Below are 22,342 nucleotides of genomic sequence, written 5' to 3' on the forward strand. Positions count from 1 at the left end.
GGGTCAGCGTACGACACCTTCCTCAACCAACAACTTGAGAATGGCCTGCGCGCCCTCCTCCGGGCTCACGCCCTTGAGCACCTGCCCGCCGCCGCCACTGGCCTTGGCCGTGGCCGCTTTCATCCGGTCCGCACCGCTCTTGGCCTTGATCACCTTCAAACGCTTGGGCCGAGGCTTGGCCGGTTGCAGTACCGCGCCTGTGAATAACTCATCGGCTTCGACCTCAACCTCATGGGCCGCCAGCTCGCCGCGCTGCGCCGGGCCATAGGCACTCTGGCGTGGCTTGGGCGCGGCGTTATCCACCGTGGCCAGGAACGGCAAGCGCACCTTCAACCGCCGGCGCTGGCCACGGGGCAAGGCTTGCAGCACATGCGCCACGCCACCGTCGATGGACTCCACTTGGGCCAGCCCGACAATCAACGGCCAGCCCAATTGCTCGGCGAGCAAAAACGGCAACATACCCGAGCCTTCACCGGTTTCCGCCTGGCTGCCGGCAAGTACCACGTGGGCACCGGCATCACGCAGGTACTCACTGAGCACCGGCAACGCATCGCTGCCCACCGGTTGCTCCAGCACATGCAGTTGCGGCAGGCCCATGCCGAGGTAGCTGCGCAGGGTTGGCTCATTGATGTTGCCGGCGTGCAGCACCTGCAACTTATCCCCAGCCAGTTGCAAACCCAGCTCCACCGCACGCGCATCTTGCTCGGCGCGGCGCGGGCGGCCGGAGGTGGGGTGGGCACCGATGGACACCAGGCTGATTACATTCGTATTCATAGCCATTTCCTTAAGCCGCATCGCGCTTGGCGCCGTTGCGGTAGGTCTCGACCGCGGCGATCAAGGCTTGCAGAATCGCGGCGCTTTCGCCGATCACCGACAGGTCGGCACGCTTGATCATGTCGCAGCTTGGGTCGAGGTTGATCGCCACCACCTTGTCGCAGGCACCAATGCCTTGCAGGTGCTGGATCGCGCCCGAGATACCCACCGCCACGTAAACCCGCGCGGTAACCCAGGTGCCGCTGGCCCCGACCTGACGGTCGCGGGCCATAAAGCCGTCGTCCACCGCCACCCGCGAGGCGCCTTCAGTGGCCCCCAGTGCAGCGGCGGTCTGATGGAACAGCGCCCAGTCCTTCACGCCGTTGCCGCCAGAGAAAATAAACTCTGCTTCGGCCATCGGAATCGCTGCCGGGTCCACCGCCACCGCGCCGAGGTCCTCAATACGCGGCAGGCTGCGCGCCAAGGTTGTGGATAACTCCACGGGCAACGCTTCGTGACGGGTTTCGCTGACCGGTTCCGCGCATTCGACGGCGGCCAAAATCAGGCGTGGCAGCGAGCGAGCCAAGTCTTGCTGGCCGGCACCGGCGCGGCCGATGCACTCCTCGCCCTTGATCTGCCACACGCGGGTGGCCGGGCGCTCCTTGAGGGCCGCGGCAAAGCGCCGGCCCAACTCACCACCACCGCTGCGGCTGTCCGGCAGCAACCAGTGGCGCGGGTTGAACTGGTTATCCACAGCCCGTAAACCTTGAACGCGTTGCTCAGGTGAATAGCCGTCGAACTCGTGGCCTTCCAGCACCAGCAGGCGATCGACACCAGCGGTCGCAAACGCGCTTTCCTTATGTTCACCAAACACCACCGCCAGAACAGCACCGTCGCTGCCCGCCAACTGACGCGCCAGGCCAAGCAAGTCACGGTCGTGGCTGCTCAGGCGGCCGCCGACCATGTCGGGTACCACGTTGATGTAGAACGCCGGCGCAGGCACCTGATGCAGCGGCAATTGCACGTCCACTGCTGCCGTACGCTTGGCCGCGCCGCCTTGTTGGGCGCCGCTACGGTCAATACGCTTGATGCCGTTGGGGCCGATAAAACCGACGCCATGTACGTTCTTGCGGATGACGCCGTTAGGCCCCATCCAACTGTGTTGTACCGGCTGCATGGCTGCATGCAGCGGGTGCAAGCGGTTGCGGGCGATCCATTCGGCCCGGGGGTCGCGGCGGATAATGTCGCTCATCAGTGCACCTCCGCAGGTTCACGCTTGATAGGGGCCTTGGTGGGCGCAGCATCGTCGAGCAAGGCGTCGGCCACCAGCTCTGCGATGTCCTTGATCAACGGGCGCGGTTCAACCACACCTTCGAGCATCGCGGTGCACTGCGGGCACCCCACCGCCACCAACTCGGCACCGGTTTCGCGAATGTCGTCCATGCGCATGTCCGGGATACGTTGCTTGCCGGGAATGTCGGTAATCGGCGCCCCGCCGCCACCGCCGCAGCAGCGCGAACGGAAGCCCGAACGTTGCATCTCCTTGACCTCGATGCCCAGCGCCCTTAGCACTTGGCGCGGCGCCTCGTATTCGCCGTTGTAGCGGCCCAGGTAGCATGGGTCGTGATAGGTCACGCTGTTGCCCTTGTGCTGGCCCAGGTTCAGCGCGCCTTCGCCGATCAGCTCGGCCATAAAGGTGCTGTGGTGCTGCACGATGTAGTTGCCGTTGAAGGCGCCGTATTCGTTTTTCAGCACGTGGAAGCTATGGGGGTCGCAGGTGACGATGCGCTTGAAGCAGTACTTTTCCAGGGTCTGGATATTGCGTTTGGCCAACAGCTGGAAAGTGGCTTCATCCCCCAGGCGACGGGCCACGTCGCCGCTGTCGCGTTCTTCCAGGCCCAGTACGGCGAAGTCCACTTTGGCGGCTTTCAGCACTTTGACGAACGCACGCAGGGTGCGTTGGTTGCGCATGTCGAACGCGCCATCGCCGACCCAGAACAGCACGTCGCAGCTGCCTTTTTCGCTGAGCAACGGCAGGTTCAAATCTGCCGCCCAGTTCAGCCGACCGCCCGGTGCGAAGCCGCCGGGGTTGTCGGTGGCGATGAGGTTTTCCAAGACTTCAGCGCCCTTGTTCGGCGTGGCACCTTTTTCCAGGGTGAGGTGGCGGCGCATGTCGACGATGGCGTCGACGTGCTCGATCATCATCGGGCACTCTTCCACGCAGGCGCGGCAGGTGGTGCACGACCACAGGGTCTCGGCGTCCACCAGGCCATTGACGATCGGTTGATGCGGGTTGCCGCTGTGTTCGCCAATGGCTTTGCCCGGATAGGGGCTACCGGCGAACTTGGCATCGGTGCCGCCGGCCAGGCCGACGACCATGTCCTGAATCAGCTTTTTCGGGTTCAGCGGCTGGCCGGCAGCAAACGCCGGGCACGCCGCTTCGCACTTGCCGCACTGTACGCAGGCGTCGAAGCCGAGCAGTTGGTTCCAGGTGAAGTCCTTGGGTTTTTCTACGCCCAGTGGCGCGGTTTTATCGGTGAGGTCCAGCGGTTTCAAACCGGTGGAACGGCCGCCGCCAAAACGTTCAGCGCGGCGGTGCCAGGCCAGGTGCAGGGCACCGGCGAAGGCGTGTTTCATCGGGCCGCCCCAGGTCATGCCGAAGAACATCTCGCTCACGCCCCACAGCACGCCGACGCTCAACAATGCCGCGAGCAGCCAGCCGCCGAAGTCCGCCGGCAAAATCCCGGCCACAGGGAGCGTCAGCAGGAAGAAGCTCACCGAGAACGCCATCAGGCTTTTCGGCAGGCGCATCCACGGGCCTTTCGACAAGCGCGACGGCGGGTTACGCCGACGCAGGTAGACGAAGGTGGCGCCGACAAACATCAGCACCGAGGCCAGCAGCAAGGCATAGCCAAGGATGCGGCTTTGCAGGCCGAAGCCGTGTACCAGAATGGCCAGCAGTGCCGACAGCACAAAGCCCAACGCCGTGGCGACGTGGGTGTTGGCGATGTATTTGTCGCGGGCGACTACGTGGTGCAGGTCGACCATGTAGCGCTTGGGCATGGCCAACAGGCCGCCGAGCAGGTCGACTTTGGAGGCGCGGCCACGGCGCCACATGGCGACACGTCGCAGTGCGCCAAGGACGGCAAGGCCCAAGGCGGCAAACAGGAGAATAGGCAGCAAGGTGTTCAACATGGTGAAGCTCCCACAGACCACACAGATCTAATGTGGGAGGGGGCTTGCTCCCGATGGCAGATTGTCAGTTGATGCATCTGTAGCTGACCTACCGCTATCGGGAGCAAGCCCCCTCCCACATTTAGACCGAGTTCACTTTGGTTCGGTGTCGGGTCAGAAATCCTTGCACAAGCGCAGGGCGTCATAGATCGCGGCGTGGGTGTTGCGCTGCGCCACGCAGTCGCCGATGCGGAACAGCAAGTAGCCCTCGCCCGCCTCGCTCAAGCACGGCTGCGGCTTGATCGCGAACAAGGCTTCAACGTCGATCTGGCCCTTGTTGCGCGAACCTTCCTTGAGCCCGTAGTAGATGGCTTCATCAGGGCGCACGCCGTTCTCGACCACCACCTGGTCCACCACCCGCTCTTCTTTGGCGCCGGTGTATTCGTTCTCCAGCACCGCCACCAGCTTGTCGCCTTCGCGGTAGACCTTTTCCAGCATCATGTCGCCGGTCATGATCACTTCTTTGGGGTACATGCTGCGGTAGTAAGTCGGGAATGACGTACCGCCGATGGCCACGCCGGGCTTGATGTCGTCGGTGACGATCTCGACCTGGCTGCCTTTGTCTGCAAGGAAATCCGCCACCGACATGCCGGTGAATTCGCAGATGGTGTCGTACACCAGCACGTTCTTGCCCGGCGCGACTTTGCCGTCGAGCACGTCCCAGCTGCTTACCACCAGGCCTTCAGCCGCGCCCCAGTGCTCGTTTTGCTCGATGAACGGATGCCCGCCCACCGCCAGCACGACTACGTCCGGGCGCAGGTCCAGGATGGTGTCGGCATCGGCCGCCACGCCCAGGCGCAGGTCGACTTTCAGGCGCGCCAATTCCAATTGGAACCAGCGGGTGATGCCAGCAATCTGGTCACGTTGCGGCGCTTTCGAAGCAGTGGTGATCTGCCCGCCAATAAATTCTTTTTTCTCGAACAAGGTCACGTCGTGGCCACGTTCGGCGGCCACCCGTGCGGCTTCCATCCCGGCTGGGCCGGCACCCACCACCACGACTTTGCGCTTGACCCCGGTGGATTTTTCGATGATGTGCGGCACGCCCATGTATTCACGGGAGGTCGCGGCGTTCTGGATGCACAGCACGTCCAGCCCTTGGTACTGGCGGTCGATGCAGTAGTTGGCGCCCACGCACTGCTTGATCTGGTCGATCTGGCCCATCTTGATCTTGGCGATCAGGTGCGGGTCGGCGATGTGTGCACGGGTCATGCCGACCATGTCCACGTAGCCGCCTTCCAGAATGCGCGTGGCCTGGTTCGGGTCTTTGATGTTCTGCGCGTGCAGCACCGGGACCTTGACCACTTCCTTGATACCGGCCGCCAGGTGCAAGAACGGCTCCGGCGGGTAGCTCATGTTGGGAATCACGTTGGCCAGGGTGTTGTGGGTGTCGCAACCCGAACCCACCACGCCGATGAAATCCAGCATGCCGGTGTCGTCGTAGTACTTGGCGATCTGCTTCATGTCCTCGTGGGACAGGCCGTCCGGGTGGAACTCGTCACCACACAGGCGCATGCCCACGCAGAAATCGTCACCCACCTCGGCGCGCACGGCCTTCAACACTTCCAGGCCGAACTTCATGCGGCCTTCAAAGCTGCCGCCCCATTCGTCGGTACGCTTGTTGACCCGCGGGCTCCAGAACTGGTCGATCATGTGCTGGTGCACCGCCGACAACTCCACACCGTCCAGGCCACCGGCCTTGGCACGGCGCGCAGCCTGGGCGTAGTTGCCGATCACGCGCCAGATTTCTTCCGGCTCGATGGTCTTGCAGGTAGCACGGTGCACCGGCTCACGCACGCCGGACGGCGACATCAGCGTCGGCCAGTTAAAGCCGTCCCAACGCGAGCGACGGCCCATGTGGGTAATCTGGATCATGATCTTGGCGCCATGCTTGTGCATGGCGTCGGCCAGGTTCTGGAAGTGCGGGATGATGCGGTCGGTGGAAAGGTTCACCGAACTCCACCACTCCTGCGGGCTGTCGATGGCCACCACCGAGGAGCCGCCGCAGATTGCCAGGCCGATACCGCCCTTGGCTTTCTCTTCGTAATACTGAACATAGCGCTCGGTGGTCATGCCGCCGTCGGTGGCATACACCTCGGCGTGGGCGGTACTGAGCACGCGGTTGCGGATGGTCAGTTTGCCGATCTGAATCGGCGCAAACATTGCTTCGAAAGCCATGGCACGGTCCTCGGCTTACAACGGCTTGACGGTGAACAGGCCGTCATCGTGGCCCTCTTCGGAGCCTCCGTAGACTTGCTCTGCAACGGTGCGGATCTGGCTGCCGCGCGCTTCAAGAATCTGGTCCATGGCGCCGGCAAACCAGCCGGTGAACATGTAGTCCACTTTGCGCCCGACCTTGCCGTACACGTAGACAAAAGCCGAGTGCTCAAGCTTGACGCTGCAGGTGCCCTTGTCGAGGTCGATGTCCTGGATCTTGAACAGGCCCCAGCCGCGTTGCGACAGGCGCTTCATGTAGTGTTCGAACACCGCAACGCCTTCCAGCCCATGGCATTCGGCTTCTTTTTCACACCAGTGCCAGGCGGATTTGTAGCCGGCCTTGTAAAGGATTTCGGCGTAGGCGTCGGCGCCCAACACCTCTTCGATACCCTTGTGGTTGTTGACGAAAAAGTGGCGCGGCACGTACAGCATCGGCAGGGCGTCAGAGGTCCAGACACCGGTTTCGCTGTCGACTTCGATAGGTAATTGCGGGGCGATCTTGGCCATGGAAACTTAACTCCAGAAAATTTGTTGTAGTGAGAGTGCGCAGTGATGCGCTGGCTTATTCGCCCCAGACGTCCTTCAGGACGTTGACCCAGTTTTCGCCCATGATCTTGCGCACCACGCGTTCGCTGTGGCCGCGCTTGAGCAGAGTCTCAGTGAGGTTGGGGAACTCGCCCACGGTGCGGATGCCCAGCGGGTTGATGATCTTGCCGAAGCTGGTCAGGCGGCGGGCGTAGCCCTTGTCATGGGTCAGCATTTCGAAGAAATCCTGGCCATGGCCCTGGGTGAAGTCGGTGCCGATGCCGATGGCGTCTTCGCCGACGATGTTCATGGTGTATTCGATGGCTTCGGCGTAGTCGTCGATGGTCGAATCGATGCCTTTAGCCAGGAACGGCGCAAACATGGTCACGCCGACAAAACCGCCGTGGTCGGCGATGAACTTGAGTTCTTCATCGGACTTGTTGCGCGGGTGCTCTTTAAGGCCGGACGGCAGGCAGTGGGAGTAGCACACCGGTTTTTTCGATTCGAGAATAACTTCTTCGGAAGTTTTGGAACCCACGTGGGACAGGTCGCACATGATGCCGACGCGGTTCATCTCGCCGACGATCTCACGACCAAAACCCGACAGGCCGCCGTCGCGCTCGTAGCAACCGGTGCCCACCAGGTTCTGGGTGTTGTAGCACATCTGCACCACACCGACGCCGAGCTGCTTGAAGATCTCGACATAACCCAGTTGGTCTTCAAACGCATGGGCGTTCTGGAAGCCGAAGATGATGCCGGTCTTGCCCTGCTCCTTGGCCTTGCGGATGTCGGCGGTGGTTTTAACCGGGATCACCAAGTCGCTGTTTTCACGGATCAGGGTCTGGCTGGCCACGATGTTATTGATAGTGGCCTGGAACCCTTCCCACACCGACACGGTGCAGTTGGCAGCGGTGAGGCCACCTTTGCGCATGTCCTCGAACAGGTCGCGGTTCCACTTGGCAATAATCAGCCCGTCGATAACGATGCTGTCGGCGTGCAATTCGGCTGGGCTCATCAGGCGTCCCCTTATTGGCGATTCATGCGCCGAATCGTCTGCCGGCGCTTTGGGGCCAGCATATGCCCAGGGGCAACCCGAGCCGGGTGCAAAAACGACAGGGGAATTGCCGAAAGCGTCAATCCGCGACAAAGGCTGCTATGACAGCTCTGACTGGCGGCTGTTCTTTGTCCTACTCTTGAGCCAGAATTCCCGCATCACCTGATATGAGACGGCGCAATGAAATCGATTTTCCTGGCTTTGGCACTCATCGCAACCACCGCCCATGCGGCCGAAGACACCGACAGCACGCCATGTGATGGCATTGAAAACGACAAGCAAACCCTGGAATGCGCCTCTTACAACAAAACCACTGCTGAGCAACTGCTCAAAGACAACTACCAAGGTTTGCTGGAGCGCATGGCCTCCACCTATGGCAGCGACAAGACCAAGCTGTCGGACATTACCGCTCGTCTGAAGGATGCCCAGCAGAAGTGGGAGAAATTGCGTGATGCCGATTGCGCCGTAGACACCTTCCCGGCGGTGACCGGCACCAAGGCCTACGCGATTGCGGTGAATGATTGCCTGGCGCGCATGAGTGATGAGCGCTCGGAGTTTTTGGAGTCGATCGGGCAGGATTAACCCGGTTCAAGCAACTTGATTCAATGAAAAGGACGTCACATGTACTACGCTCGCGAAGCGGAACGGGATTTCCTGTTCACGCGCGCTGTTCTGCTGTTTCTGTTCACCTTGATTCTGGCGCTGATGCTGTCTCTGTCCATCAGCCGGGGCACACCCTACGGGCTGATCAAGGCAGCCCCAATAGAAACGGTGGGGCAGATCACCCAACTGGAAAGCATCGGCCCCCGCCATTCAAGTACCAACGTCTATTACACGTTCAGCCATGAAGGCCGACGTGAAGACGGCATGGTCAATAATAGTTTCTACGTCGAAGACCCTGGCTACGAAGTGGGAGACCCGGTGCCCGTGGTCTATTCAAAGTGGTTTCCGACGGTGCATAACATCAAGGCCAACTTTCATGCGAGTTCGCCGAATTTCTACATCATGAGCGTCAGCGCCGGCCTGATACTTCTGTTCTGGGCGATGATCACCTGGACCGTGTACCGGATTTATCAGCACAAAGCCGAAGATCGCTACTACTGACACCCTCTTATTCCTATAGGTTTGAACATGACCATCTGCGGCATCGAAATCAAAGGCAGCGAAGCCATCATCGCCGTCGCCTCCCTGGACAACCAGGCGCTCACTCACATCGCCCTGGCCACCAAGAAAATCGCCCTCGAAGACGACGATGAAGCGGCCAACGTCAAAGCCTTCGCCGCGCAGGTGAAGGCGTTTGTGCAGGCCAACGGCATTGAACGTATCGCGATCAAGAAGCGCAGCAAGAAGGGTGAGTTTGCGGGTGGGCCGACCACGTTCAAGATTGAGGGCGTGTTTCAGTTGCTCGACGGTGTGGAGGTGACGCTGCTGTCGCCGCAGACCATCAATGCACAGAACAAGAAGCACAACTTTGAGCTGCCGGCCAGCCTGAACAAATACCAGCATGAAGCCTACAAAGCGGCATGCTCGGCCCTGCTGAAGAAATAAGCCACACCAGAGATCCAGTGTGGGAGCGGGCTTGCTCGCGAAGGCGGTGTGTCAGTCAGTACATCTGAAACTGACATACCGCCTTCGCGAGCAAGCCCGCTCCCACCTTTAGCCTGCGTTGTCTTTTAGATAGATGCCTGGCGCTTGTATTGCAGCCAATCACCGAACGATTTGTCTTCCAGGGCATAGCCTCCCCGGCTCGACTTCCATACCAGCTCCTTGTCGCGCAGGGCGTCGATGCAGGCCTGGATAGTCTGTGTGCCAGGCACCACGTCACTGCCCATCTGTTCCAGTTTCTTGCTCACCGCTGCGAGGGTGCTGTCGGTAAAGGGGGCGAAGGGTTCGTCGCTTTGCGAACGTTCCACCATCACTTCCAGCACCGCACGCTGGGGGATGGTCAGGGCGTTCCAGGCACTTTCGAATTCGGTCCACACACCAGCGCGCAACGATTCGGCGCGGCTGTGCAGCAGTAGGCCCAGGTTACTCGCCTCTCCCAACTCAAGCGCGACTTCACCAATGATGGTACGCAACATCTCCGGACGCCGCCCCACCCGCTCAAAGGCTTCATCCACATCAGTAGCATTGAACTGGTTTGTCGTGGCGAGAAGCGCGTTGAGATGCGAGGTGTAAGCTTGGGTGAACGCCTTACTCAACAGTGGAAATGGTGTGACGCAGGCGCCGAAAAACGGGCGGCTTTTGACCAACATCATGTGGGCAAGTTTGTCGCGATTGGAACTGGTAAACACTAGGCGTAACCCCGTGTCCTCTCCTACTTTTCCTTGATTGAACTGCTCCCTCGCAGCCCTTAAAGCAAACATCGCATTGAGCCCTGACTCGCTGGTTAACGCGTGCTGCGCCTCGTCAATCACCAGCACAACGGGTTTCTCTGCCGCACTATGGAGCAGTTCCAGCGCTTGGGTCAGCGTGGCACCGACCGGCAACTGTGGCTTGGTAAAGTCCCAGGACAGGGTACGCAAAAAGCTTAACTTCTCGATGCCGATGTTCTTGGCCAACTTGCGAATGCCCTTTTCATAGGGAACCAGGGCAGCGGCGATGGCATTGGCAATCAACTCGGCTGGATCTTTCTCTTTGTCGGCCCACAGATCGACATACACGGTTATCCACCCCCGAAGCTGGCATTGCGGTATCAAATCTTCCCGCAAAAAGGTGCTTTTACCGGTGCGACGTGGCGCTGCGAGAAACAGGCCAGAAGTGAAATCTTGAATACCAGCCCCCATCAAACCGTCAGCGATGCTGCTTGCCAGGGTGGCGCGACGGAACACGAAGCCGCTGTGTTTGGACATGGCTTATACCAAATTATCAAACTGACTATAATTTATACCACAAACTATAATTAGCTATAGTTCATAGTCAAAACATCAAGCCCTTCGACCGCCCACTCACCCAAGGCACCTGTTACTTTTCACAGTTACCCTAATCACCAAAGAGGGTCAGAATTTAGCTCACCTACTCCAGCCGGTGTGCTTATCAAATGTCGAACGCGCGCCTTAACGCTCTGCACACAGCCACGCCGACACTTTCAGTGTGGGATGGCCGTGGCCTGAGCGTACGGAGCGTGGCCTATCATCGAACGAATACTGCCCAGCAGGCTGAAACACGAGTCACCCGCCAGACATTTGATCACAGCGCACGTGCAGCGAGCCATTGGGACCCTCGCTTATGGGCCAACGGGCAAGGGCCTAACCTATCCACCGTTTATTCTCTCTCGGGCAATGCCCTGCGAAGCGAAAATGTCGACTCTGGCTGGCGGGTGCGGCTTATGGGCGTTGCGGGAGAACTGCTGAGTGAATGGGACGGGAGGCACTCTCACCTTCACATTGAGTACGACAACCTGCTGCGGCCGATTTTCATAACCGAGAAGGCTGATGGCGAGCCGCCCAATGTGACCGAACGCCTCACCTACGGCGACAGTACCAATGAGTCATCTGCGCATAATCAATGTGGGGCACTCAAACGGCACGATGATACGGCTGGTTGCCGTCACATCGCAGACTACGGCTTGTCAGGCAACGTGTTGAGCGAGTCACGACAGTTCCTGATCGCGTTGTCGACGCCCAACTGGCCGCAAGCATTGAACGATCGAGACGCGCTGCTAGAAACCGAAGTCGCGACCACTCGCTGGCAATTCGATGCGACTGGGGCGGTGGTCAGCCAGCTGGACGCCCGCCGCAATGAAACACTCACGAGCTACAACGTCTGTGGCCAATTGGAGCAAATAGAACTAAAGCGCGAAGGCTTGCCGGATAAGGTGTTGCTCAATCAGAGAATCTACAACGCTACAGGCCAATTAGAGCAAGAAACCGCGGGCAATGGGGTTCGCACGCTTCGGCGGTACGACACCCAGAATGGCCGATTGCTGCAACTGACCTCTCGCCTGGGCCTACGTTACTACCAAGACTTCCACTACGACTATGACCCTGTAGGCAATGTCGTTCGAATTAGCGACAGCGCGCAACCTGCCCGTCACTTTAGAAACCGGCACACAACGCCGACTGACAGTTATCGATATAATACTTTGTATCATCTGATTGAAGCCACTGGCCGGGAGTCAATCCCGACGAATCAAGGTCCGGGGCTACCGGAACTGCATAGTCCACAACTTGATCCGACGCGAATGTGGCCATACAAACAAACCTTCAGCTACGATGAAGCGGGAAACTTGAATACTCTAGTTCATGAAGGGCATAACTCTTACACGCGTGAAATGATCACCCCCCTTAACAACAATCGCAGCGTGTTAAAAACTAAAACCGGCACCCCAGATGTCGATTCCAGTTTCGATGACAATGGCAATCTTCAGCTATTGAATCCTGGCGCATCTTCTTTATCCTGGAACACACGCAACCAACTTATTAAAACAATACTATTACTCAGACCCACAAATGACAGCGACAGCGAGCACTATCAATACAGTGCCCAAGGGCTACGCGCTCGCAAGATCAGCACACGCACTACTAACGCTACAGTCAACCGCCGTGAAACACGGTACTTGCCAAATCTGGAAATCCATCGGGATTCATTAGGGCATGAGCATCATGTCATCAACATTGAAATAGGCGATAACGCCACGCGCACTTTGCATTGGGTTTCCCCTCCCCCTCGCGGAGTTAACAACAACCAGATTCGCTACAACTTTGGCAACCACCTCGGTTCCTGCATGCTGGAATTAAACGAATACGCGGGTTTATTAACCCAGGAAAGCTACTACGCTTTTGGCGGTACGGCCAGTTGGTCAGCAACCAACGAAAGTGATGCAAAATTCAAGACCATTCGATATGCCATGAAAGAACGGGATATTACAGGTCTGTATTATTACGGCTTTCGCTATTACGCACCTTGGCTGCATCGCTGGTTGAATCCAGACCCCCTCGGCAGCCATGACGGTCTGAATACTTATCCGATGACGCACAACAATCCGGTGAGATTTACGGACAGTTATGGGCTTGCAGCATTCGACGTACTGAATGAACACGAAACCAAACTTTCCAACAACAAGCAACATATTACCCACAGAAACCCAGACGAACTTTCAGAACCCGATAAGTCTGATTTCATAGGCGCTGCAAATACCGCAATAGAAATAGGTGAGCGGGCGTTAGTCGCACTCAACGAAGAAGTGCTTTCGGCAGACACCACGGATAAACTTAAGCATTTATTCGGTTCAGACATTATAAACAATGAAGCAACAAAAAAATCTGCTGCCGCAGCCCTTTCAGGCGTTTTAGAAAAAACTCTATTCGGCCTTAAAAAGGACCGCACTGAAAACTATTCAAGGTTTGTGTTTACGACAGCCGACCCTAAAAACCCGTCTGTCTCAGCCCATGTACCCGGAAACATACCGCAGGAACAAAAAATGATTTACATGCATCAAAATGTAAAAAACACAAATCGAGTTTTTAAATCCCGACTGATTCTCCATGAGGCCACACACTTATACTCGGGCACAAAAGATTTCTGGTACCTCAACGCAAATAGTTCAAAAGTAGAAACCCATGAGGAAATAAAACAGCATGATACGTTAGTGCTTACTTCATCCTCTGCGATAGCAAATAGCTCTCCAAATGAAGAAAACATGAACAACTACCAGAAAACCTCTTACACCACGCTTGTTGACAGCATACATGGCTCGGAACAGTTAGCACCCTGGCCGCATATCCATAGAATGGCTGCATTCAAAAAGAACAGTGCCGTGCGTATCGCCGTAATCGCTAATAATGCAGAAAGCGTGGCGGCTTTTTCCTCACTGTTCTACAAACACCACTAGATCAACTCAATCGTCTGTCGCCGATCCTCCCTCGGACATTTCGCAAACCGCGCCCGATAACTACGGGTGAAATACGACGGCGACTCAAACCCGCACGCAATGCTCACCTCCAGCACGCTCATGTCGCTTTGACGCAACAGCTGCCGGGCTTTTTCCAGGCGTAGGCCCAAGTAGAAGTTGCTGGGGGTGTCGTTCAGGTGCAGACGAAACAGGCGTTCCAGTTGGCGGCGCGTGACTTTGATCAACTCGGCCAGGGCCAGGGTGGTCAGCGGTGGTTCGCTGTGTTGTTCCATCTCGCCAATCACATGCACCAGTTTCTTGTTGTTGATGCCGTAGCGCGTGGCGATCTGCATGCGCTGGTGGTCTTTGCGTGGGCGGATGCGGCCGAGCACGAATTGCTCGGAGACCTGGATCGCAAGCTCCGAGCCGTGGGCCTGGGCGATCAGGTCGAGCATCAGGTCGATGGAGGCGGTGCCGCCGGCGCAGGTGATGCGGCGGCGGTCGATCTCGAACAATTCCTGGGTCACGGTGAGCTGTGGATAAGATTCCTTGAAAGCGTCGATGGCTTCCCAGTGCAGAGTCAGGCGGTGACCGTCGAGCAAGCCCGCTTCGGCGAGTACGCAAGCGCCAGTATCGATCGCGCCGAGGGTGACGCCGTCGTGATCGAGGCGGCGCAGCCAGTGTTCCAGCGCAGGCGTGGTGAACTTCAAGGGTTCGAAGCCGGCGACCACCAACAATGTCGCGCCCTTCTTCAACGGTTCCAGCGCCGCATCGGCGTTCACCGACATGCCATTGCTCGCCAATACCGCACCACCATCGGCACTCAGCACGTGCCAGCGGTACAACTCACCCCGAAAGCGGTTGGCCACCCGCAATGGCTCCAGCGCGGAGATAAAGCCAATGGCTGAGAAGCCTGGCATCAGCAGAAAGTAGAAATCCTGGGACATGGTGGCGCTCTCGTCAGGCGGGCAGCGTGGCACTGTGATACTCCCGTTCCGGGGTGGATTCAAGGGGGCAGGTCGCTCCAGTGCAAGAGCCGGTCGCCGCCGTGCGTTTTATCGCCCCTAAGCTTGCGTAACGTGGCGTCACGGTGCGCAAAGACGCCGGCCCCCACAATAACGACCTGCCGAGGGAACCACCATGAAACGACTGATGCTCGCACTCAGCGCCAGCGCCATCTTGAGCACCAACGTGATGGCCGCCGACGCGGCGTCCTGCCAGAACGTGCGCATGGGCGTGGTGAACTGGACCGACGTGATCGCCACCAGCGCCATGACCCAAGTGTTGCTCGATGGCCTCGGCTACAAGACCAAACAGACCAGCGCCTCCCAGCAAATTATCTTCGCTGGCATCCGCGACCAGCGCCTGGATATGTTCCTGGGCTACTGGAACCCGCTGATGACCCAGACCATCACGCCCTTTGTGGACGCCAAGCAGGTCAAAGTCCTCGACAAACCGAGCCTGGAAGACGCCCGCGCCACGCTCGCCGTGCCGACCTATCTGGCGGACAAGGGTCTGAAAACCTTCGCCGATATCGCCAAGTTCGACAAAGAGCTGGGCGGCAAGATCTACGGCATTGAGCCGGGCTCGGGCGCCAATACGCAGATCAAGGCGATGATCGCCAAGAACCAGTTCGGCCTGGGCAAGTTCCAACTGGTGGAGTCCAGCGAGGCCGGCATGCTCGCCGCCGTTGACCGCGCGGTACGCCGCAAGGAAGCCGTGGTGTTCTTCGGTTGGGCGCCGCACCCGATGAACGTCAACGTCGCCATGACTTACCTCACCGGCAGCGACGACGCCCTGGGCCCGAACGAAGGCATGGCCACCGTGTGGACAGTCACCGCGCCGACCTACGCCGAGCAATGCCCGAACGTGCAGAAATTGCTGACCAACCTCACCTTCACCGCCGCCGACGAGAGCCGCATGATGCAGCCGTTGCTGGATCACAAGGACGCCATCGAGTCTGCCAAACAGTGGCTCAAGGATCATCCTCAAGACCAGGCGCGCTGGCTCGAAGGCGTGACCACCTTCGACGGCAAACCGGCTGCGGCCAACTTGCAATTGACCAGCAAGTAACCCCATTCCAACCACCGTTTCGCGGTCACTTTCGACCGCGAACGGCACCACCACGCCTGTAAGGAACCGCCCCATGAACCACGACGTCATCATCACCTGCGCACTCACCGGTGCTGGCGACACGACCAGCCGCAGCCCCCACGTGCCGGTCACCCCCAAACAAATCGCCGCCGCTGCCGTGGAAGCCGCCAAGGCGGGCGCCACCGTTGTGCACTGCCATGTGCGCGACCCTGAGACCGGCAAGTTCAGCCGTGACGTCGCGCTGTACCGCGAGGTGATGGAGCGCATCCGCGAGGCCGATATCGACATCATCGTCAACCTCACCGCCGGCATGGGCGGCGACCTTGAGATCGGTGGCGGCGAGAACCCGATGGAGTTCGGCCCCAACACCGACCTGGTCGGCCCGTTGACCCGCCTGGCCCACGTGGAAGCGCTGCTGCCGGAAATCTGCACCCTGGATTGCGGCACGCTCAACTTTGGCGATGGCGACACCATTTACGTGTCCACCCCGGCCCAGTTGCGGGCGGGTGCCAAGCGTATCCAGGAGCTGGGCGTAAAGGCCGAGCTGGAGATTTTCGACACCGGCCACCTGTGGTTTGCCAAGCAAATGATCAAGGAAGGCCTGCTGGATAACCCGCTGTTCCAACTGTGCCTGGGCATCCCCTGGGGCGCGCCGGCCGATACCACCACCATGAAAGCCATGGTCGACAACCTGCCCGCCGACGCGGTGTGGGCGGGGTTTGGGATTGGCCGTATGCAGATGCCGATGGCAGCGCAGGCGGTGTTGCTGGGGGGCAATGTGCGGGTGGGGCTGGAAGACAACCTGTGGCTGGACAAGGGCGTGCTGGCGACCAATGGGCAGTTGGTGGAACGGGCCAGTGAAATTCTCAGCCGCTTGGGTGCGCGGGTCATGACCCCAGCCGAAGGGCGCATAAAAATGGGCCTGACCCAACGCGGATAAAAATGTGGGAGGGGGCTTGCTCCCGATGGAGGTGTGTCAGCCAAAAATATAGTGACTGACACACCGCTATCGGGAGCAAGCCCCCTCCACAGGGGTAACTCACATTATTCAGGATTGTCGCCAATGAGCTTTATCACCGAAATCAAAACCTTCGCCGCCCTCGGCAGCGGTGTCATCGGCAGTGGCTGGGTATCCCGCGCCCTCGCCCACGGCCTGGATGTAGTCGCCTGGGACCCGGCCCCCGGCGCCGAAGCCGCCCTGCGCAAACGCGTCGCCAACGCCTGGGGCGCGCTTGAGAAGCAGGGCCTCGCCCCCGGTGCCTCCCAGGACCGCCTGCGCTTTGTCGCCACCATCGAAGAATGCGTAAAAGACGCCGACTTCATCCAGGAGAGCGCCCCGGAACGCCTCGAACTGAAACTGGATTTGCACAGCAAAATCAGCGCAGCGGCAAAGCCCAACGCGCTGATTGGCTCCAGCACTTCAGGCCTGTTGCCAAGCGAGTTCTACGAGAGCTCAACCCACCCGGAACGCTGCGTGGTCGGCCACCCGTTCAACCCGGTTTACCTGCTGCCGCTGGTGGAGGTGGTCGGCGGCAAGAACACTGCACCCGAGGCGATTCAGGCGGCGATCAAGGTGTATGAATCCTTGGGCATGCGCCCCTTGCATGTGCGCAAGGAAGTGCCTGGGTTTATTGCCGACCGCCTGCTGGAAGCGCTCTGGCGTGAGGCGCTGCACCTGGTAAATGACGGCGTGGCCACCACCGGCGAGATCGACGATGCGATCCGCTTTGGCGCGGGGCTGCGCTGGTCGTTCATGGGCACGTTCCTCACCTACACCCTGGCGGGCGGGGATGCGGGCATGCGCCACTTCATGGCGCAGTTCGGGCCGGCGTTGCAGTTGCCGTGGACGTATTTACCGGCGCCCGAGCTGACTGACAAATTGATTGATGATGTGGTGGATGGCACCAGCGATCAGTTGGGTACACACAGCATTTCGGCGCTGGAGCGCTATCGTGATGATTGCCTGTTGGCGGTGCTGGAAGCGGTAAAAACCACGAAGGAAAAACACGGTATGACCTTCGCCGAATAACCAATGTGGGAGGGGGCTTGCTCCCGATAGCGGTGTATCAGTAACAGATGTACTGACTGACACACCGCTATCGGGAGCAAGCCCCCTCCCACATTTTGACCGAGTACATCCCATGCCTACACTGACGACTTACACAACAGCGATCCATTCCGACTGGGTCGACTACAACGGCCACCTGCGCGACGCGTTCTACCTGCTGATCTTCAGCTACGCCACCGATGCGCTGATGGACACCTTGGGCCTGGACAGCCAAAACCGCGAAGCCAGCGGCCACTCATTGTTCACCCTGGAGCTGCACCTGAACTACCTGCACGAAGTGAAACTGGGCGCCGAAGTCGAAGTCCACACCCAACTGATCGCCCATGACGCCAAGCGCCTGCACCTGTATCACAGCCTGCATTTAGTGGGGGATGAGAAAGCGTTGGCGGGCAACGAGCAGATGCTGCTGCACGTCGACCTCACTGGCCCGCATTCGGCGCCCTTTACCGAGACCACGTTGCAACGCCTCTGGGCGATCAGCCAGGAGCAAACCGACCTGCCGCTGCCCGACCTGCTTGGCCGCGTTATCGGCATAAAAAAAGCCCCGATCAAGCCGTGACAAGATCGGGGCAGAATGTTTTGTGTGAGCCGTACATCCCGAGGGTGACCAAACCTTCAAGCTGCTTGCTTGAGCTCAGTGTGCCTATTAGTGGTGCGGGTAAATGGCCCGAAAACGACATGTTCATAGCCATCTGAGGCATTCATGCAATCTGCCCTTGCCGACCGCTAGGGCGGCTACCAGAATCCAGGTCAAACCCCGCTCCCTTCACCAGGATAAACGTCATGATGCATGCGGATTTGATTGACCAGGATGACCTGCTGAGCCAACTGCGCTCGCTGGGTTTCGAGGTGTCCAGCGGCTCGACGGCCGAGCAGGCGTGCGAGTGTGCCGTGCGCGGTTTGAGCGCGGCGCGGGCCAAGGCGCTCAAGGGCATGGTTGAGCAGATGTACACCGGTAGCGCGACGATTTTGCCGGCGGTGCGTCAGGCGATCGATAAGCAGTTGTTGCCGGCGTTGGTGCAGTTCAAGCAGAGCTCTGGCGCCTGATAGATTGCTATCGGGGGCAAGCCCCCTCCCACAGTTGACCGAGTTTCAACATGAGAATGCGGTCAAAATGTGGGAGGGGGCTTGCCCCCGATGCAGACGACTCGGTCTAGAGCCTCACACTGGCGAAAGTCGACTCATTGCGCGCCTGGCTCAACGCCGACATCGGCCCCGACAACGGTGACAACACCAATGCCTGCGGAATCGGCATCATCGCCACTTGCTGAGTGGTGTTGGAGCCCACACGCTCATCCCGTGGCGGTATGCCGAAGTATTCGCGGTAGCACTTGGAGAAGTGCGGCGTGGACACAAACCCGCACACCGACGCCACTTCGATGATCGACATCGGCGTTTGCTTGAGCAATTGCCGTGCACGGATCAGACGCAACTTGAGGTAGTAGCGCGACGGCGAGCAGTGCAGGTATTTCTGAAATAACCGCTCCAGCTGGCGACGCGAAACGGCGACGTACACCGCCAGTTCATCCAGGTCGATGGGCTCTTCCAGGTTGGCTTCCATCAGCGCGACGATTTCCTGCAATTTCGGCTGGTTGGTGCCGAGCATGTGCTTGAGCGGCACGCGCTGGTGATCCTGTTCGTTGCGGATGCGTTCGTACACGAACATCTCGGAGATCGCGGCGGACAGTTCACGCCCATGATCACGGCTGATCAGGTGCAGCATCATGTCCAGCGGCGCAGTGCCGCCGGAGCTGGTGAAGCGGTTGCGGTCGAGGGTAAACAGGCGTGTGCTCATGGCCACGCGGGGGAAGGCTTCCTGCATCGACGCCAGGCATTCCCAGTGCACGCTGCAATCAAAACCATCGAGCAGGCCGGCGCAGGCCAAGGCCCAACTGCCGGTGCACACCGCACCCAGGCGGCGGGACTGACGCGCCTGGCTTTGCAGCCACGACACGTGCTCACGGGTAACGGTGCGCTGGATACCCACGCCGCCGCACACGATCACGGTGTCCAGGGCCGGGGCTTTGTGCATGGAAGCATCGGGGGTGATCTGCAGACCGTCGCTGGCCCAGACCTGGTTGCCGTCGACGCTCAGGGTGGTCCAGCGATACAACTCGCGACCGGAGAGCTGGTTGGCCATGCGCAGGGGTTCGACTGCGGACGCCAGGGAAATCAGCGTGAAATTGTCCAGCAGCAAAAAGCCGATGGATTGAGGCGCACGGTTCTGGGGTTGGGCCCCTGAGTTGAACGACGTCATCGCGGTATCTCCTCACACAAAGCGGGTGATGGCCTCAGGCGAGGCTCTTGTTATTGCGCTCTTCAACCGGCGAGGTGAGAGGCTTTGGATTGATAGAGCAATTGCCATGCCTAAAATTGAATGGCCGTCCAATAACTCCTAAAAACGACGTTTTGACGCGTCTATATAAGCCCGTGCGTTAAGTGCGGGATAGGGTCGAAAAGGACGTAGGAGAGGCCCTACTCAAGGTGCGTGAGCAGTTCGGTAGCACTTGTGGGAAGGTGCTTTGAGGCCGTAGGAGAAGTCTGTCACCCAAAGCACAGGTGACGGGTGGTCGGACGGGAAATCGTTCGCAAGCTACTTATCTGTTTGCGACGCGCTAAAAGGTGGCGCTTTTGGTTTGGGTGTTCACTTTATGAGCAGTGGTGACTGGGCTATTGCTATCGGGGGCAAGCCCCCTCCCACATTTTGACCGCATCCTCATATTGGAACTCGGTCAAATGTGGGAGCGGGCTTGCTCGCGAATGCAGGCGACTCGGTCTCAGCACTCCACCGCGCTAACCGCCAACCCCCCACGCGATGTCTCTTTGTACTTGTCATGCATATCCGCCCCGGTATCGCGCATGGTGCGGATCACCCGGTCCAGTGAAATAAAGTGCTGGCCATCACCCCGCAACGCCATTTGCGCCGCGTTGATCGCCTTCACTGCGGCGATAGCGTTGCGCTCAATGCACGGCACCTGCACCAACCCGCCCACCGGGTCGCAGGTCAGGCCCAGGTTATGTTCCAGGCCGATCTCGGCGGCGTTGCACAATTGCTCCGGCGTGGCGCCGAGGATCTCGGCCAAGCCCGCAGCCGCCATGGCGCAAGCCGAACCCACTTCGCCTTGGCAGCCCACTTCGGCACCCGAGATCGACGCGTTCTTTTTACACAGGATGCCCACCGCCGCCGCGCCGAGCATGTAATCCACGACGTTGGCTTCGGTGACTTCTTCGCTGAATTTCATGAAGTAGTGCAGCACCGCCGGGATGATCCCAGCAGCGCCATTGGTAGGCGCGGTGACCATGCGCCCACCGGCGGCGTTTTCTTCATTGACCGCCAGGGCGAACAGGTTCACCCACTCCATGGCACTCAACGTCGAGCCGATCACGTTCGGCTTGCCCAGTTCCTGCAAGCTGCGGTGCAACTTGGCGGCGCGGCGGCGTACGTTCAGGCCGCCGGGCAGGATGCCTTCGTGCTTGAGGCCTTGCTCCACGCAGTCCTGCATGGCGCGCCAGAGCTTCATCAGGCCGCTGCGGATTTCTTCTTCGCTGCGCCACACCTTTTCATTGGCCAGCATCAACTCGGCGACGCGCAGGTTGTGGGTCTTGCACAGCTGCAACAGCTCCACCGCGCTGGAAAAATCGTAGGGCAATACGGTGCGATCCATATCCGCCACGCCGCTTTGCGCCTGGGCTTCATCCACCACAAAGCCGCCGCCTACCGAGTAATAGGTGTCACGGAACAACTCGCCTTTATCGCCATGCACAATCAGGGTCATGGCGTTGGGGTGAAACGGCAGGTTTTCGTCGAGCAGTTGCATGTCTCGGGCCCACACGAAGGGCACCGGCAAACACCCGTCCAGCAGTAGGGTGTCGGTTTCGCGCAGGGTGCTGATGCGGATGCCGATTTGCGACGGGTCGATTGCATCCGGCCACTCGCCCATCAAGCCCATGATGGTAGCGGTGTCGCTGCCGTGGCCAATGCCGGTGGCCGAGAGCGAGCCGTAAAGCTGAACTTCGACGCGTCGCACTTGTTCCAACAGTTCACGTTCACGTAACCCTTGAACGAACAACGCCGCGGCGCGCATGGGGCCAACGGTGTGAGAACTCGAAGGCCCGATGCCGATCTTGAACAGGTCGAAAACGCTGATAGCCATTGCGGTAGAACTCCTCGATAAGCACGGCCAGGCTTGAACGAGGTGCTACGCTCAGATCGCCCAGATGGCCGCATCATCAAGCTTTTGGCAGCCCTCACGGCGTCTCACACCGACGCACCCATGCTCACCAGCGTCGCTGCCGTGCGATGAGGTGTTTTGGCCGTTTTTTACGGTGCAGAACGGCAAAAACAGCAGTTTGGCCGTTTAGAAAATCTGTAAGCGACGTCACCGACACTGGATACGACCATCCCTGTACTGGATACGACGCCCCCTGTAGGCGACAGATTTTCACTGGTCCATGATCAGTCTCGACTCGTTTGCAAGGCGCCGTGCCAGAGCTGTCACCGCACGCTCTAACCGCAACACTTATAAAGCGCGGCGAACGCCGCCAGAAAAACACAGGAGTCTAGCCC

Annotated in this window: 19 protein-coding genes; 9 read left to right on the forward strand and 10 right to left on the reverse strand. The window is 59.3% G+C overall.

Annotation, left to right across the window (positions count from 1 at the left end):
- Window positions 1-3: 3 nt before the first annotated feature.
- From etfB to ICY20_RS06295, 6 genes are all read right to left on the reverse strand, one after another.
- A complete protein-coding gene (gene etfB, locus ICY20_RS06270) occupies window positions 4-774 on the reverse strand; it encodes an electron transfer flavoprotein subunit beta (RefSeq protein ID WP_159962977.1) in 771 nt (256 codons plus the stop codon).
- Between the two features lie 10 nt (window positions 775-784).
- Window positions 785-2,005: an electron transfer flavoprotein subunit alpha gene (gene etfA, locus ICY20_RS06275; protein WP_159962976.1), complete on the reverse strand. Its 1,221-nt coding sequence runs from the start codon at window positions 2,003-2,005 to the stop codon at window positions 785-787.
- Complete coding sequence (dgcB, locus tag ICY20_RS06280; RefSeq protein WP_159962975.1) at window positions 2,005-3,948, reverse strand: dimethylglycine demethylation protein DgcB; 1,944 nt, start codon at window positions 3,946-3,948, stop codon at window positions 2,005-2,007. Before dgcB ends, etfA begins: the two co-directional genes overlap by 1 nt.
- A gap of 153 nt (window positions 3,949-4,101) precedes the next feature.
- On the reverse strand, window positions 4,102-6,162 hold the full coding sequence (gene dgcA, locus ICY20_RS06285) for a dimethylglycine demethylation protein DgcA (RefSeq protein ID WP_122487180.1): 2,061 nt from the start codon (window positions 6,160-6,162) through the stop codon (window positions 4,102-4,104).
- Window positions 6,163-6,177: 15 nt separating this feature from the next.
- Window positions 6,178-6,708, reverse strand: a complete 531-nt coding sequence (locus ICY20_RS06290; RefSeq protein ID WP_122512650.1) for a DUF5943 domain-containing protein — start codon at window positions 6,706-6,708, stop codon at window positions 6,178-6,180.
- Between the two features lie 55 nt (window positions 6,709-6,763).
- The gene (locus ICY20_RS06295; protein WP_015373138.1) at window positions 6,764-7,741 is read right to left on the reverse strand and encodes a dipeptidase; all 978 of its coding nucleotides are present in this window, start codon (window positions 7,739-7,741) and stop codon (window positions 6,764-6,766) included.
- Between the two features lie 219 nt (window positions 7,742-7,960).
- Between ICY20_RS06295 and ICY20_RS06300 the strand changes: the two genes are divergently transcribed.
- Genes ICY20_RS06300 through ICY20_RS06310 form a run of 3 tightly spaced genes read left to right on the forward strand, consistent with a single transcriptional unit; the run spans window position 7,961 to window position 9,328 of the window.
- Window positions 7,961-8,362 carry a lysozyme inhibitor LprI family protein gene (locus tag ICY20_RS06300; protein WP_159962973.1) on the forward strand — a complete coding sequence of 134 codons (402 nt, stop codon included), beginning with the start codon at window positions 7,961-7,963 and terminating at the stop codon, window positions 8,360-8,362.
- Window positions 8,363-8,401: 39 nt separating this feature from the next.
- Complete coding sequence (locus ICY20_RS06305) at window positions 8,402-8,884, forward strand: DUF3592 domain-containing protein (RefSeq protein ID WP_194937157.1); 483 nt, start codon at window positions 8,402-8,404, stop codon at window positions 8,882-8,884.
- A gap of 27 nt (window positions 8,885-8,911) precedes the next feature.
- Window positions 8,912-9,328 carry a DUF3010 family protein gene (locus ICY20_RS06310; protein WP_159962971.1) on the forward strand — a complete coding sequence of 139 codons (417 nt, stop codon included), beginning with the start codon at window positions 8,912-8,914 and terminating at the stop codon, window positions 9,326-9,328.
- A gap of 125 nt (window positions 9,329-9,453) precedes the next feature.
- Here ICY20_RS06310 and ICY20_RS06315 read toward each other — a convergent pair whose 3' ends face one another.
- On the reverse strand, window positions 9,454-10,632 hold the full coding sequence (locus ICY20_RS06315) for an ATP-binding protein (RefSeq protein ID WP_159963404.1): 1,179 nt from the start codon (window positions 10,630-10,632) through the stop codon (window positions 9,454-9,456).
- A gap of 272 nt (window positions 10,633-10,904) precedes the next feature.
- Here ICY20_RS06315 and ICY20_RS28305 point away from each other — a divergent pair, with 272 nt between their 5' ends.
- Entirely contained in the window at window positions 10,905-13,613 is a 2,709-nt protein-coding gene (locus ICY20_RS28305; protein ID WP_159963403.1) for an RHS repeat-associated core domain-containing protein, read from the forward strand.
- On the opposite strand, the gene ICY20_RS06325 is transcribed toward ICY20_RS28305, so the two are convergent.
- Window positions 13,610-14,560, reverse strand: a complete 951-nt coding sequence (locus tag ICY20_RS06325) for a GlxA family transcriptional regulator (protein WP_194937158.1) — start codon at window positions 14,558-14,560, stop codon at window positions 13,610-13,612. The genes ICY20_RS28305 and ICY20_RS06325 overlap by 4 nt on opposite strands.
- Before the next feature lie 193 nt (window positions 14,561-14,753).
- Here ICY20_RS06325 and ICY20_RS06330 point away from each other — a divergent pair, with 193 nt between their 5' ends.
- The 5 genes from ICY20_RS06330 to ICY20_RS06350 all read left to right on the forward strand — a co-directional run bounded on the left by ICY20_RS06330 (window position 14,754) and on the right by ICY20_RS06350 (window position 18,822).
- Window positions 14,754-15,686, forward strand: coding sequence for a choline ABC transporter substrate-binding protein (locus ICY20_RS06330; RefSeq protein ID WP_159963401.1), 933 nt, complete (start codon window positions 14,754-14,756; stop codon window positions 15,684-15,686).
- Window positions 15,687-15,759: 73 nt separating this feature from the next.
- Entirely contained in the window at window positions 15,760-16,647 is an 888-nt protein-coding gene (locus ICY20_RS06335) for a BKACE family enzyme (protein WP_159963400.1), read from the forward strand.
- Between the two features lie 123 nt (window positions 16,648-16,770).
- Entirely contained in the window at window positions 16,771-17,736 is a 966-nt protein-coding gene (locus ICY20_RS06340; RefSeq protein ID WP_194937159.1) for an L-carnitine dehydrogenase, read from the forward strand.
- A gap of 112 nt (window positions 17,737-17,848) precedes the next feature.
- Window positions 17,849-18,334 (forward strand): thioesterase family protein, encoded by a 486-nt coding sequence (locus tag ICY20_RS06345; protein WP_194937160.1) that lies wholly within the window; start codon window positions 17,849-17,851, stop codon window positions 18,332-18,334.
- 224 nt (window positions 18,335-18,558) lie between these two features.
- Entirely contained in the window at window positions 18,559-18,822 is a 264-nt protein-coding gene (locus tag ICY20_RS06350; RefSeq protein WP_122487171.1) for a hypothetical protein, read from the forward strand.
- A gap of 106 nt (window positions 18,823-18,928) precedes the next feature.
- Here the strand turns inward: ICY20_RS06350 and gbdR are convergent, their stop codons facing one another.
- Window positions 18,929-20,032, reverse strand: coding sequence for a choline metabolism transcriptional regulator GbdR (gbdR, locus tag ICY20_RS06355; RefSeq protein WP_005792167.1), 1,104 nt, complete (start codon window positions 20,030-20,032; stop codon window positions 18,929-18,931).
- A 520-nt stretch (window positions 20,033-20,552) separates the two neighbouring features.
- On the reverse strand, window positions 20,553-21,929 hold the full coding sequence (locus ICY20_RS06360) for an L-serine ammonia-lyase (RefSeq protein WP_194937161.1): 1,377 nt from the start codon (window positions 21,927-21,929) through the stop codon (window positions 20,553-20,555).
- Between the last annotated feature and the right edge of the window lie 413 nt (window positions 21,930-22,342).

It is taken from the genome of Pseudomonas pisciculturae, assembly GCF_015461805.1.
Classification (GTDB): domain Bacteria; phylum Pseudomonadota; class Gammaproteobacteria; order Pseudomonadales; family Pseudomonadaceae; genus Aquipseudomonas; species Aquipseudomonas pisciculturae.

Excerpts from the sequence above, each read along its gene's own strand:
- etfB (WP_159962977.1), bottom strand. The coding sequence starts at position 774 with ATGAATACGAATGTAATCAGCCTGGTGTCCATCGGTGCCCACCCCACC.
- etfA (WP_159962976.1), bottom strand. The coding sequence starts at position 2,005 with ATGAGCGACATTATCCGCCGCGACCCCCGGGCCGAATGGATCGCCCGC.
- dgcB (WP_159962975.1), bottom strand. The coding sequence starts at position 3,948 with ATGTTGAACACCTTGCTGCCTATTCTCCTGTTTGCCGCCTTGGGCCTT.
- dgcA (WP_122487180.1), bottom strand. The coding sequence starts at position 6,162 with ATGGCTTTCGAAGCAATGTTTGCGCCGATTCAGATCGGCAAACTGACC.
- ICY20_RS06290 (WP_122512650.1), bottom strand. The coding sequence starts at position 6,708 with ATGGCCAAGATCGCCCCGCAATTACCTATCGAAGTCGACAGCGAAACC.
- ICY20_RS06295 (WP_015373138.1), bottom strand. The coding sequence starts at position 7,741 with ATGAGCCCAGCCGAATTGCACGCCGACAGCATCGTTATCGACGGGCTG.
- ICY20_RS06300 (WP_159962973.1), top strand. The coding sequence starts at position 7,961 with ATGAAATCGATTTTCCTGGCTTTGGCACTCATCGCAACCACCGCCCAT.
- ICY20_RS06305 (WP_194937157.1), top strand. The coding sequence starts at position 8,402 with ATGTACTACGCTCGCGAAGCGGAACGGGATTTCCTGTTCACGCGCGCT.
- ICY20_RS06310 (WP_159962971.1), top strand. The coding sequence starts at position 8,912 with ATGACCATCTGCGGCATCGAAATCAAAGGCAGCGAAGCCATCATCGCC.
- ICY20_RS06315 (WP_159963404.1), bottom strand. The coding sequence starts at position 10,632 with ATGTCCAAACACAGCGGCTTCGTGTTCCGTCGCGCCACCCTGGCAAGC.
- ICY20_RS06325 (WP_194937158.1), bottom strand. The coding sequence starts at position 14,560 with ATGTCCCAGGATTTCTACTTTCTGCTGATGCCAGGCTTCTCAGCCATT.
- ICY20_RS06330 (WP_159963401.1), top strand. The coding sequence starts at position 14,754 with ATGAAACGACTGATGCTCGCACTCAGCGCCAGCGCCATCTTGAGCACC.
- ICY20_RS06335 (WP_159963400.1), top strand. The coding sequence starts at position 15,760 with ATGAACCACGACGTCATCATCACCTGCGCACTCACCGGTGCTGGCGAC.
- ICY20_RS06340 (WP_194937159.1), top strand. The coding sequence starts at position 16,771 with ATGAGCTTTATCACCGAAATCAAAACCTTCGCCGCCCTCGGCAGCGGT.
- ICY20_RS06345 (WP_194937160.1), top strand. The coding sequence starts at position 17,849 with ATGCCTACACTGACGACTTACACAACAGCGATCCATTCCGACTGGGTC.
- ICY20_RS06350 (WP_122487171.1), top strand. The coding sequence starts at position 18,559 with ATGATGCATGCGGATTTGATTGACCAGGATGACCTGCTGAGCCAACTG.
- gbdR (WP_005792167.1), bottom strand. The coding sequence starts at position 20,032 with ATGACGTCGTTCAACTCAGGGGCCCAACCCCAGAACCGTGCGCCTCAA.
- ICY20_RS06360 (WP_194937161.1), bottom strand. The coding sequence starts at position 21,929 with ATGGCTATCAGCGTTTTCGACCTGTTCAAGATCGGCATCGGGCCTTCG.